Raw genomic sequence first — 12,381 nt, forward strand, 5'->3', positions numbered from 1 at the left:
CGAGCGGCACTCCCACGCGCTCCGGTCACTTCGGAGTGGCCCTCCGTGGCCTTGCTCTTCTCAGATCGTGCCAGAAGTCTATTGCCGCGGGCTGCGTCCAGCGGTAGTCGCCATAACAGTTCAGCAGCTCCGCCAGGTTCTCGGCGGCTTCGTACCATTCGTCGTCCGGCACCCGACGGAGCTTGGGAAGCAGCCAGGACACCAGGAAAGGTTCGAGACGTTCCTTCTTGTAGGCGTCCAAGAGGCCGACCTCGGAGAGCCATTGGGCCCGAGCTCGGTCCAAAGGAAGGTATTTCCTGAAGTAATTCGGATTGAGTGTGTTCACCGTGGAGTTGCTGACGACCATGTAGTAGGTGTGAACACCCACGTCGACTGCCCTGACGGATGTGGCGTAGTGCAGCATCTGCTGGAAGAAATAAGAGTCTTGCCCCACTGCACCGACGGGCTGAGTGAGGTTCAGTGATTTCAGCCAAGCCGTGCGAGCGATCACCGTCTGGATGCCCATGGGTCTGAAACGAAGGGCTTCCAGTGCGCGTGGCGGGACTTCGATGTTGCCGGCGGAGTCCAGGTGCTCAGCGAAGAGGCTCTGGAGCACCTCAGCATAGGGGAGCATGCTTCTGCGTTTGGCCCACTGGGACATGTTGCCGAGCACGAAGTCGACGTCGGGCTGCGTCCGGATCTCTTCGTACAGCCTCGCATAGCCGTTGTCGATTGCCTCGTTGTCCGGGTCGAGATAGGTGACGTAGGTTGTCTGGGCGAGATCGAGACCCGTGTTCCGGGGTCGAGATGCGGAGCCCGAACCGCCTTGTGCGTGGTGGAAGGCCGAGACATTGGGGTAGTCATCGACGAGGTCCTCGATGATGGAGAGGGTGAGGGGATCAGTGGATCCGTCGCTGACCAGCAGCACATGCATCTTCTCGAAGGCGCTTGATCTGAGAAGAGAAGCGAAAGCCTTGTGCCGCAGATGTGGTCCGTTGTTGTAGATCGGGACCACCACGCTCAACTGGAGATCGCACTGCTGAGCGGTGCGGGCAACCTCCCGCGAGACCTCCGCGAAATCATCACCTGCTGCGAGTGTGGTCAGTGTGGGACGAGGACGCCCCTCATGGCGGGCCCGGTGTCCGAAACCATCGGCGACGTACACGCGGGCTGAAGAGAGTCTCGCCTGCATCGCCTGAGCGTCGTAGGCGGCGGACGGGTCCGGTCGCCACCAAGCCGTCAGGGCCAGCTCGCCGGCGTATGCGTGCGTGTGGGCGTGCCCCTCGCGCAGAGGGCTGGAAGGCTTGGCGACCACCGGTGCGGACTGGTAGCTCAAAGCCGCGAGATGGTCCGCGAGGTAGGTCGGGGAGTAGTGGTGCCTCACCGAGACGGGAAGCAGCACGTCGTACTGTCCCTGCCGTGCGACGGCCTCCTTCCATGTCACCGTCTCTACGGCCCCCGCACTTTGGGCTGACATCTCCTCGAGAAGCGTCGCGTCGGGTTCCTCCGCGACTGCTAAGAACCGTTCGGTAGGGCGACTCGCAGCGGCTCCGACCTGTCGAAGCATGCCGCGCAGGACCTCACAGGCGTGGTGGCTGATGAAGGCCTCGCGGACTCCATCGCTTTGGTTCCGCCGAAGGTCCTTGATCTCCAGTCGCTCCAGCATCGAGGCCACGTCTTCCCGTGAGTTCGCGATGTGGACATGCGGATAGTAGGAGTTGATTCCCTGGTTGTAGGTGGACAGCACCATGGACCCCGATGCCTGGAGCTCGAGGGCCCGAGTGGAGAATGCGGACTGGGAGCCACCGACCACGTGGGCGACGACACCGACATCACTCAACCGATCCAGTTCCGCGCGGCGAGAAGAAGCCCATTCCTGCACATACGGCCAATGCCGCACGGGGAAGGGTCGCACCGTGCCGCGCCCTCGACTGAGGATCAGGTCCGAACCGGATGCGGCGACCCCGTCGAGGATCCACTCGATGCTCTCTGCGACATCCACCGGGAACTCCGCGTGGTCCGCTTCGAAGTACGTGACGAGGGGACGAGTCGATCCCTGGGATCCGAGCGGCGACCGAACCAACGGGTTGACCGGAATGGGAATGACGTCGACCGAGACACCCCGTCGGGTAGCGTCCCGGTACCGCTCAGCGTTCTCTTCCGAGATGGCGAAGATGTGGTCACATCGTCCGGCCAGGCTCACCTGGTCAGATCTTGGGGTGGTGGCCCCAAGGTCCACAAAGACCAGGGGAATGCTGCGTTCGCGTGCGGCACTGAGGACATCGCGCTGGCTCTGGGGGAAATCCGGGCTCTCTGTCCCGAGCATGATGACCTGTGACTCCGCGACCCCGGCTTCCCAATCAAGCGGATCGATAGCGGACATGGCGGCGGCACCCTGGAAGGCCTGTACCAGCGAGTCGTCGCCGAAGACGCCGACGCTGACGGGCAGCGCCTCCTGTGAGATGCCATTCTCAAGCGGAGGCAGACTATTGAGCGCCCCCGCCAGCTCCTGCTCCAGCTTCGCCGGACCCAGATGTCCGCCGCGAAACGGAGACGTGCATGGCATGCCCAAGGCGTCGAGGGGAAGCTGGTCCTGAAGGAGCGTCAGCGGATCGTCCGCGGAGAGAAGCTCCTCCAGCGCCTCTCGCCCCGCAGATATCTGGGACCGTCTGTCGAACCGCGCCGCTCGCCATCGTTGATTCACGTAGCGCGGCCGGCCTCGAGTGCGGGAGCGTCTGACTGACGTCGTAGTCGCCGTTCTGCGAGCTTCAGTGCTTTGCGAGGATTGCGAATGCTGAACTCGAGGCGCCTGCGCGTCACCGCGATCAATCCCGAGGGCGCCTCACCGGCTAGGGTGGCGGGCAGGAAACGGCCGCCCCCAGTCTTGGACACCTGACGCTCAAGCTGGTTCACCCTCGACTTGATCTCGACGAGTTCCTGCTCTTGCGAGCGCTCCAGCTGCTCGTAGGCCCAGCTCAACTCCGAGAGCAGACTTTCCTGTTGACGCAACAGGGCCACGACCACCTGTTCAGGAGACAGGGGCGCTTCCTCGATCGGACTGCTGCTGCGCTCGGGGCCAGCGCCCGGCCGTCCAGTCTCTGAGTCGGTGTTCATCAAACTCCTCGATGACGTAGATGTGAGTTCACGCGCAGGCCCCGCGTCCGCGCTTGAGTGGAGTGTATCCGGCGTGATCCGCGGCGGACCAGGTCACTGTTGCGAGTTCAGCGCCAGATCCCACGAGTGTCGATGACGGTTGCACTGCCCAACTGGGAGGAGGGAACGGCTTTGAACGCGTCGTGGTCCACCAGCAGCACGACCACATCCGCCTGCCCAAGGGCCTGGTCCAGTCCGGTCAGGGTGACATTGCTGAAGCCCTGCAGGGCGCGTGGGAGCTCTTCGACATGGGGCTCTACCGCCAGGATCTTCGCGTCCGGGGCGCGCTGGGCGAGCTTCTCCGCGATCCGCAGCGAAGGAGATTCGCGGAGGTCATCGATGTTGGCCTTGAACGCGAGCCCCAGCAGAGCCACCGTGGGTGATTCACCGGCGGCTTCGAGTGCCTGTTCGATACGGCCCAACACCCATTCGGGCTTGGCGTCGTTGGTCTGACGTGCGGTGCGGATCAGATTGGCCTGATCCGGGGCGGCGTCGACGATGAACCACGGGTCTACCGCGATGCAGTGTCCGCCCACCCCGGGGCCCGGCTGCAAGATGTTCACCCGGGGATGGTGATTCGCCAGCTCGATGAGCTCCCACACGTCGATGCCCAGCTTGTGGCTGATCACGGAGAGCTCGTTGGCGAAGGCGATGTTGACATCGCGGAAGCTGTTCTCGGTGAGTTTCGCCATCTCCGCGGTCCGAGCGTCGGTGAGCAGGAACTCGCCTGTGCAGAACGCTGAGTAGAGGTCACGGGCGGCCTCGGCGGCTTCGCGGGTCAGTCCGCCGATGATCCGGTCGTTGGTGATCATCTCGTCCATGATCTTGCCCGGGAGCACCCGTTCGGGGCAGTGCGCGACCAGGATGTCCTCGGCCGTGAGGTCGGGGCGGGCTGCGAGGATCCGGGCGGCCATGTGCTCGGTGGCACCTGGAGGTGAGGTGGATTCCAGGATGATCAGTTCTCCGCCGGTGAGCTTCGCGGCGATCCCATCGGCGGCAGCCTCGATGTAGGACAGGTCTGCCGAATGGGTGTCGGTGAACGGGGTCGGCACCGCGACGATATAGGCGTCCGCAACCGGGGTCTGCGTGGTGGCGGTGAGGGTGCCGCTGTTCACAGCGCGTTCAAGGACTTCGCGCAGACCGGGTTCCACGAAGGGGACCTCGCCCTTGTTCACGGCCGCGACGTTGCGTTCGGAGACGTCCATGCCGATGGTCTTCACGCCGTGATCTGCGAGGATGGCTGCGGTGGGCAGGCCGATGTAGCCGAGACCGATGACACCGACTGTTGAGGATTTGCTGATCAAGGCTGTTCGCTTTCTTCGACGGCGCAAAGGGTCTGACAGCAGGCGAGTCTAGCCCAGGGCCTGTGTCGGAGCACCACGTCGGACCATTGCGCAGCGAGTGACGGTCCAGCAGACGATACCTTGGAACCAGTTGTCACCTCTCTGTGCCGGCCCCTCTGTGCTTCGTATGTATGCGGTGATTCCCAGGAATCGCCGTTATCTTGGAGCGGTTGTATTCCGGCGTCCAAGGAAAAATGAACTGCCTATGTCCACACGCACCGAAACACCGCAGGGCTCGTCTGCCTCAGCGGCATCCATGCCTGAGGCCGGCGTCCGTACCTCCCGCAGTGGGAGGTATCAGCCCGAGATCCAGGGTCTGCGTGCGTTGGCTGTTCTCCTCGTGGTGGTCTATCACTTCTGGCCTGATGTCCTTACCGGTGGGTACGTCGGCGTAGACGTCTTCTTCGTGATCTCCGGCTACTTGATCACTGCCCACCTGTTCAAGGAGGCGAACCGGACCGGAAAGATCAGGCTCGCGCAGTTTTGGGCGCGGAGGATCCGACGGCTCCTGCCGCTGAGTCTCCTGGTGCTAGGACTCACTGCAGTGGCTTCCGTCATAGTGCTTCCCAGCACCGAGTGGCAGGGAACGCGGAGACAGATCATGGCTTCGGCGCTGTACGTGCAGAACTGGATCCTCGCCGAAGACGCCATCGATTATTCCAAGGCGGACGAACAGGCCACTGCCGTGCAACACTTCTGGTCCCTGTCCGTGGAGGAGCAGTTCTACGTGTTGTGGCCGGTGCTGCTAGCCATTGTGCTTGCGACCGCGATGTTCGCTCACCGCCGCCGGCTCGCCCGCAACGCGAACGCACAGCCCAGAGTCCAGGTGCGCACGCTGTTCTTGTGGGTGATCGGGGTGCTCGGCATCGTCTCACTGGGATTCTCGATCTACTACACCGCCGATGCGGCCGCCCAGGCATACTTCATCACACCCACCAGAATCTGGGAGTTCGCGTTGGGGGCCGTCCTGGCGTTGGTCCTCGGTCCCAGCCAGTTCACTGGCCGATGGGCGAACCTTCTCGGCTGGATCGGCTTCACGATGATCCTCTCCGCCGCGTACTTCTACAGCGCGCTGACCCCCTTTCCCGGGTGGGCGGCGCTGCTCCCCACAGTGGGGGCTACGCTGCTGATGGCGTGCGGCGGTAAGGGGCCGGGCGCGGGAATCCACTGGTGGCTGTCGCTGCGCCCCGCCACGGCGATCGGTAACTGGTCCTACGCCATCTATCTCTGGCACTGGCCGGTCGTGATCTTCTCGCCCTACATCAGTGAGGCCGCTCGGGACTGGTACATCAAGGTGATGTTGATCCTCGGCGTCGTCCTTCTCTCCGCGCTCACCACGAGATTCTTCGAGGCCCCGCTCAGGCGAGCTGCGTTCCTGAAGCCGCCCTGGCGGACTATGACCGCCGCCGTCGCGGGGATGGCGCTTGTGGTCGGCATCGCGTACTACTCGGTGGAGCATGTGGAGCAGGAGTTCGTGGCGTCGGACATGACCGAGGACCATCCCTGCTACGGTTACCGCGCCTTGGCGAACCCGGATCAGTGCGGCGACCCATTTGAGGGGACGCAGGGCCTCGTTCCTTCCGCGGCCGATGTCGCGATGCAGTCCCAAGAGTCGCCCTATCCGGGGTGTCAGGCGGAGGCAGAGGACGAAGGCGTCCCGGAGTGTTGGCTCGGGGCCGAAGAGGCTGAGTCCGACGGGACCGTGGCAGTCTTCGGAGACTCACATGCCACGATGTGGCTTCCCGCACTCGATGAGATCGCCCAGGACAACGGCAAGCGTCTTCTCGTGCTCACTCGGTCGAGCTGCACCCCGCGAGCCAGCACCTACGACGAATCGGACGATCCGTGCGGCGAGGCGAACCTGGAGATCCTCGAGCGTGTCGCGGGTGATGAAGATGTCGAAACCGTCGTGATTGCGGCCAGTCAGGTCACCGGTGGCTTCGACGGGCCGGACATCGACGTCGAGCTGCCAGAGACTGAGCTGGACCTCAACGATGAGGGGCGCAGCATGATGACCCCCATCGAGTTCTGGCTGGAGGCGGATAAGGAGGTGGTCGTGTTCGGAGAGACGCCTCGCATGAACCAGGAACGCAATGAGGAAGAGACTCTCCCAGAGTGCGTCGCTCTCAACGAAGATGATCTGTCGGCGTGCAACGACGACCTCGAAGACACTCGAGTGGGCCCTCGGTGGCTGACCCAGTCGGAGAAGGTGTTCGACGAGTCCCAGGACTACCACTTCGTTCCCACCGAGGACCTGCTCTGCGAAGGGGACACCTGCTACGCCGTGCTCGGGGGTGCTATCACCTACCGCGACAACAGCCATGTCTCAGACAACTTCGTGCGCTCGGTGACGCCGGAGCTGGCGGACCGTATGGAGGAGGCCATCCTCAACTGAGCTGGGGTCGGGGCCCTTCCGGGTGCTCGTTGAAAAACGCTCGGGCTCGCGGGCTTGTCCACTCGTGGGAGCCGTAGGCATTCGCGATCTCGTGCAGAATCTCCACCGCTTCCTCGCGCTGCTCCGCCTGGACCTTCTCGAACTTCTCCAGGTACCACGAGACGAAGAATGCCTCGAAGCGCTGCTCCTTATACGCCTCGAGCAGTCCGACCTCGCGAAGCCAGTCGGCGCGAGCCGTCTCGAGGATCAGGTACTTGCGGAAGTACTTCGGTGAGACCACGTTCACGATCGAGGTGTCTACGGCTCCGTAATAGGTGTAGACGGGGCGGTACACCGGCACGTAGGCCGTGGCGTAGTACATCAGCTGCTGGAAGAAGTACGTGTCCTGCCCGACGGCGCCGACAGGCTGGACGAGCCCGAGTCTCTTGAGCCATTCCGTCCGCGCCACGAGCGCTTCGATGGAGGCGGGGCGGAAGTTCAGTGTTCGCAAGGTGTCTGGGCGAGGCCGGTTCAGTCCCTCGTGATGGTCCACTCCTGGCTGGAACCATGCGTGGTAGTCGAAGACCGTGTAGCGATGTGTCCAGACCGCCATCGTGCCCAGCGAAAAGTCCGCCCGCGGCTGGTCGCGAAGCGCTTCAAGCAGCTCCATGTACCCGTCGTCGAGCTCCTCGTCATCAGGATCGAGGTAGGTGACGAACTCCGTGAAGCTCAGCGCCAGGCCGGTGTTGCGCGGCCGCGAGGCGGAGCCGGAACCGCCCGCCGCGTGGTGGAAGGCCGAGACGTTGGGATGCCGGTGGGCCAGCTCTTCGATGGTGTCCAGCGTCGAGGGGTCGGTGGAGCCGTCGTTGATGAGCAGGATATGCATCCGGTCAAACATCTCGGAGCGGCGCAGGGAGGCAAAGGCCTTGTGTCTGAGGTGATCTCCGTTGTTGTAGATGGGCACGACGACGGCGAGCTCAAGTTCCAGAGACTCGGCCGTGCGTCGGAACTCCCGCTTCGACTCCTCGAAGTTCGAGCCGACCTCTGGGTCTAGTGTCCGTCGAGCGTCCTTCTGACGATGACCCAGGTGGTCGATCGCATAGACCGACCGCTCGCGCAGGACGCTGGTGAGCACCTCGGGCGTTCCGAGGATCTCAGCGCGGGGGCGCCACCATGCGGTCAGCTCGAGATTCTCACCCCGTGGGCCCACCTGGTGAGCGAGTTCGTCGGTCTCCTCGACTGGACCTTCCAGCTTGCTGGTGACCGGGGTCCCCTGATAGCGGAAGGCGGCGACATGGTCCTCTGCATAGAAGGGCGAATAGCGCCGAGAAGGTCCCACGGGAAGGAGGATGTCGTAGTCCCCGGGGGTCGTCGCGGTGGCGGGCTGCCACCTGTGCAGATCGGACCAGGTCGTCATACCTATCGGCGCGAGGGTCTGGTCTCGCATGTCGGCGGCGAGATCCTCGGTGAGCTCTTCAGCGACCACGAGGACCCGCTCTGGCACATCAGGGACGTCGATTCCTACGGTGTCGCATATCGACGACAGCACGTCGGTGCCGTGGTGCCGGGCAAAGACCGTGCGGATGCCGTCGCCCTGGATCCGGCGCAGCTCCTCCGTGTCCAGGTACTGCAGGGTTTTGGCGACGTCTTCCGCAGAGTTCGCGATGTGGACGTTCGGGTAGTACGAGTTCACGCCTTGGTTGTAGCTGGAGAGGACTATGGTCCCCGAGGCCTGAAGCTGCAGCACCTGAGAGTCGAGAAGCGTCTGTGATCCGACGACCTGATTGACGGCGATGCCCACATCTGCGCCCCGCTGCAGCCGGCAGAGGTCGTCGCGCGTCGCGAGCTGCTCCACCTCACGCGGAAAGACTGTCCAGGGCGCATAGTCGCTGGGCACGGACCACGTGCCGGCCGGGAGTTCTTCGGCGGAGCCGGGCTGGAGGAACGCCACTGGTCGGCCGGAGGCCAGCGCCCCGTCGAACAAGGGCGTGACCGTCTCCGCCGCGGAGAGCGGACGGGTGTTGGTGGACTCATCGAGACCGAAGAAGACGACCGTATCGGTGCGTGCTGGGCGTGTTCCCACGGGGGAGTGCAACAAAGAACTCACGGGCACTCGCACGGCGTCGACCGCGGAGGGGTCTCGGAGCATCTCTTTATAGGCTTCCGCCGTTCGCTGGTCCACGGCGAGGATGCGGTCGCAGGCTTCAGCAACGTCGAAGTGCGCTTCCAGATCCACTGCCGCGGCAGTGGAGAAGAAAACAGTCGGGACGGAACGCTCGCGGAATGCGGGAACGATGACATCTGCCAGGGTCTCAAGGGGCACTGTCGTCTCTGAACCGATGATCAGGAGATCGAGCTCCTCCAGGTTCTCGGCCCAGTTCGCCGCGGTGATGGACACGACTTCCGCTGCACCGTGGAAACCGGCTTCAAGCGTTGCGCCGACGATCAGGCCGACACGCACCGGGAGAGGGGGACGTGAAACACCAGCCTCCCCAGCGGTCAGTCTGGCCGTTGCCTGGAGCGCCTGTTCCAGGACCCGCCGTGGAGAGCCCATGAACCCCGGGGCACTTCCACCCTCGGGGGCGACCTGCTCCAGAGCCTGGACTGTCGGAGGAACATCGCGGCGCGAACTCGTCCCTGGAGCAACCTGGAGCAGTCGGGACTTCCCCATGTAGGAGTCGGCGCGCGTCAGATGGACCGCGGCGGCCTGATTTCGCAGGACGGTGGCCAGAGAAGTCGTGTCTGTGGCCTGCCAAACGCGAGCCGCCGCACGGTGAGCTTCTTCGGTGGCGTTCAGGGCCGCCCGATGCGTGGCGAAGGCCGCGCTGAGAATGTCTGACCCCTCATCGCCCGATGCCGCGCTGGATTCGTCGACATCGGACGAGCTGGCACTGGGGTGAAGGTCTATCCATCGCACATTGATACTCTAGAGCCTCGGTACATCCACTGCGCAGTGGGCGCACTTCGCGCCTGACCGAGCAGACACCACCAACGACCCAAGGGACCTACCTGACGTGTTCAACTCCCTCTCCGATCGCCTGAGCGCCACTTTCAAGAATCTTCGCGGCAAAGGGCGGCTGTCCGAGGCCGATATCGACGGCACCGCCCGGGAGATACGGCGGGCGCTGCTCGACGCCGATGTCGCAGTGCCCGTGGTGCGCGAGTTCATCGCCAAGGTCAAGGCGCGTGCACTCGGCGCCGAGGTCGCCCAGGCGCTGAACCCGGGCCAGCAGGTGGTCAAGATCGTCAACGAGGAGCTCGTCGGGATCCTCGGAGGTCAGACACGTGAGCTGGCCCTGGCCAAGCAGCCGCCCACGGTCATCATGCTCGCGGGCCTCCAGGGTGCGGGCAAGACCACTCTGGCGGGCAAGCTTGCCCACCATCTGAAGGGCCAGGGGCACACCCCGATGCTGGTGGCCTGTGACCTCCAGCGGCCCAATGCGGTCAAGCAGCTGCAGATCGGCGGTCAGCGAGCCGGTGTTCCGGTGTTCGCCCCCCACCCTGGAGTGTCCTCCGAGACCGAGTCCGCCACCGGTGATCCAGTCAAGGTTGCCACCGACGGCCTGACTGAGGCTCGGAACAAGCTGCATGATGTGCTGATCATCGACACCGCGGGCCGACTCGGTGTCGACGAAGAGCTCATGCGCCAGGCAGCGGACATCAAGTCCGCTGTCGGGGCGCACGAAACGCTCTTCGTGATCGACTCCATGATCGGTCAGGATGCCGTCACGACCGCGCAGGCCTTCAACGAGGGCGTCGACTTCACCGGTGTGGTGCTCACCAAGCTCGACGGTGATGCCCGCGGCGGTGCGGCACTCTCGGTCGCCTCCGTCACCGGCAAGCCGGTGATGTATGCCTCGACCGGCGAGGGCCTCAAGGACTTCGAGGTCTTCCACCCGGACCGGATGGCGCGCCGCATCCTCGACATGGGCGACATCCTCTCGCTGGTCGAGCAGGCCGAGGCGAACTGGGACCGCGGCGAGGCCGAGAAGATGGCCAAGAAGTTCGCCGACCAGGAAGATTTCACGCTCGACGACTTCCTCGGGCAGATGCAGCAGCTCAAGAAGATGGGCTCGATGAAGAAGCTGCTGGGCATGATGCCCGGCGCCCAGGCGATGCGCCAGCAGCTCGACCAGTTCGACGAGTCCTCGATCGGCCGCGTGGAAGCGATCATCTATTCGATGACTCCCTACGAGCGCAATGTCCCCAAGGTGATCAACGGATCGCGCCGGGCCCGCATCGCGAAGGGCTCCGGAGTCCATGTCTCCGAGGTCAACCAGTTGCTGGAACGCTTCACGCAGGCCCAGAAGATGATGAAGAAGATGGCTGGCGGCGGCGGAATGCCCTCGATGCCCGGCGGTGGAGGTATGCCGGGAATGGGAGGCATGCCCGGGATGGGTGCTGGTGGAGGAGCCTCCAAGAAGCGCAAGCAGCAGGCGAAGCCGAAGAAGAAGTCCGGGAATCCTGCCAAGGCCGCGCAGGAGGCCCGCGAGGCCGAGCTCAAGCGACAGCAGGGTGCCGCCAAGCGCATGGACGGCTCCAGCTTCGGAGCCGGATCGAAGGACCTCAACCCAGAGGACCTGAGCCTGCCCAAGGGGTTCGAGAAGTACCTGCGCTGATCTTCAGATGCCATGCGACCGGGTGAGTCGACGAGATCGCTACTTCGGTGGATCTCTGGCACAATGAGCAGGTACTTTGTTCGACGGTGGGCACCCTCTACACCCGCCGTAGGGACAATGTTCTGAAGTGGTCGCATCGACTGTGCAGCACGTCCCCACGCAGCCTGATGCCTGACCGCGCCCCTGAAACAAGAAACAGGAGTGGACCACTCAAGTGGCAGTTAAAATTCGTCTGAAGCGCATGGGCAAGATCCGTGCACCGTTCTACCGCGTTGTCGTCGCCGATTCCCGCACCAAGCGAGATGGCGCCGCAATCGAGCAGATCGGCAAGTACAACCCCCTCGAGGAGCCTTCGCTCATCGAGATCGATTCTGAGCGGGCCCAGTACTGGCTCTCCGTGGGCGCGCAGCCCACCGAGCAGGTCCAGGCGCTGCTGAAGATCACGGGTGACTGGCAGAAGCACAAGGGCCTTGACGGCGCCGAGGGAACTCTGCGCACCAAGGCCGCCAAGGAGGAGTTTGTCGCTCCGTCCAAGGGTTCAGTCATCCAGGAGAAGTCCAAGGCTCCGGCCGAGGCTCCCGCAGAAGAGGCGACTGAAGCTCCGGCCGAGTCCGCTTCCCAGGAGAACGCAGAGTAATCATGGGAGATGCAGTGCTGAGTGACGCGCTCGAACACCTGGTCCGCGGCATCGTGGATGCACCGGACGACGTCGATGTCCGCCGCAAAGGCGGGCGTCGTTACGACGTCCTGCAGGTTCGGGTTCACCCGGACGACCTCGGCCGAGTCATCGGCCGGGCCGGCCGGACCGCAAAGGCACTGCGCACCGTGGTCTCAGCCCTCCCCGGTGGGGGCGACGTCCGTGTGGACGTGGTCGATACCGACCGCAGCCGCTGACGGATACGAGGATCACCCC

At 64.0% G+C, this 12,381-nt stretch carries 8 protein-coding genes; 4 read left to right on the forward strand and 4 right to left on the reverse strand.

Annotation, left to right across the window (positions count from 1 at the left end; translation table 11 throughout):
- Positions 1-25: 25 nt before the first annotated feature.
- The 3 genes from IY716_RS13920 to wecC all read right to left on the reverse strand — a co-directional run bounded on the left by IY716_RS13920 (position 26) and on the right by wecC (position 4,433).
- Entirely contained in the window at positions 26-2,683 is a 2,658-nt protein-coding gene (locus IY716_RS13920) for a glycosyltransferase family 2 protein (protein WP_218219772.1), read from the reverse strand.
- A complete protein-coding gene (locus IY716_RS00790) occupies positions 2,680-3,093 on the reverse strand; it encodes a hypothetical protein (protein WP_218219773.1) in 414 nt (137 codons plus the stop codon). Before IY716_RS00790 ends, IY716_RS13920 begins: the two co-directional genes overlap by 4 nt.
- Positions 3,094-3,200: 107 nt before the next feature.
- Positions 3,201-4,433: a UDP-N-acetyl-D-mannosamine dehydrogenase gene (wecC, locus tag IY716_RS00795; protein ID WP_218221321.1), complete on the reverse strand. Its 1,233-nt coding sequence runs from the start codon at positions 4,431-4,433 to the stop codon at positions 3,201-3,203.
- A gap of 247 nt (positions 4,434-4,680) precedes the next feature.
- Between wecC and IY716_RS00800 the strand changes: the two genes are divergently transcribed.
- Positions 4,681-6,870 (forward strand): acyltransferase family protein, encoded by a 2,190-nt coding sequence (locus IY716_RS00800; protein ID WP_218219774.1) that lies wholly within the window; start codon positions 4,681-4,683, stop codon positions 6,868-6,870.
- Here the strand turns inward: IY716_RS00800 and IY716_RS13925 are convergent.
- Positions 6,863-9,766 carry a glycosyltransferase gene (locus IY716_RS13925; RefSeq protein WP_218219775.1) on the reverse strand — a complete coding sequence of 968 codons (2,904 nt, stop codon included), beginning with the start codon at positions 9,764-9,766 and terminating at the stop codon, positions 6,863-6,865. The two genes, IY716_RS00800 and IY716_RS13925, sit on opposite strands and share 8 nt — an antisense overlap.
- A gap of 97 nt (positions 9,767-9,863) precedes the next feature.
- Between IY716_RS13925 and ffh the strand changes: the two genes are divergently transcribed.
- The 3 genes from ffh (at position 9,864) to IY716_RS00820 (ending at position 12,362) form a co-directional block, all read left to right on the forward strand.
- Positions 9,864-11,468, forward strand: coding sequence for a signal recognition particle protein (gene ffh, locus IY716_RS00810; protein ID WP_218219776.1), 1,605 nt, complete (start codon positions 9,864-9,866; stop codon positions 11,466-11,468).
- A gap of 214 nt (positions 11,469-11,682) precedes the next feature.
- Positions 11,683-12,105: a 30S ribosomal protein S16 gene (gene rpsP / locus IY716_RS00815; RefSeq protein ID WP_218219777.1), complete on the forward strand. Its 423-nt coding sequence runs from the start codon at positions 11,683-11,685 to the stop codon at positions 12,103-12,105.
- Between the two features lie 14 nt (positions 12,106-12,119).
- Positions 12,120-12,362 (forward strand): RNA-binding protein, encoded by a 243-nt coding sequence (locus IY716_RS00820; RefSeq protein ID WP_036476533.1) that lies wholly within the window; start codon positions 12,120-12,122, stop codon positions 12,360-12,362.
- Positions 12,363-12,381 lie beyond the last annotated feature (19 nt).

This window comes from Nesterenkonia sp. Act20 (assembly GCF_019173455.1).
Lineage (GTDB): Bacteria > Actinomycetota > Actinomycetes > Actinomycetales > Micrococcaceae > Nesterenkonia.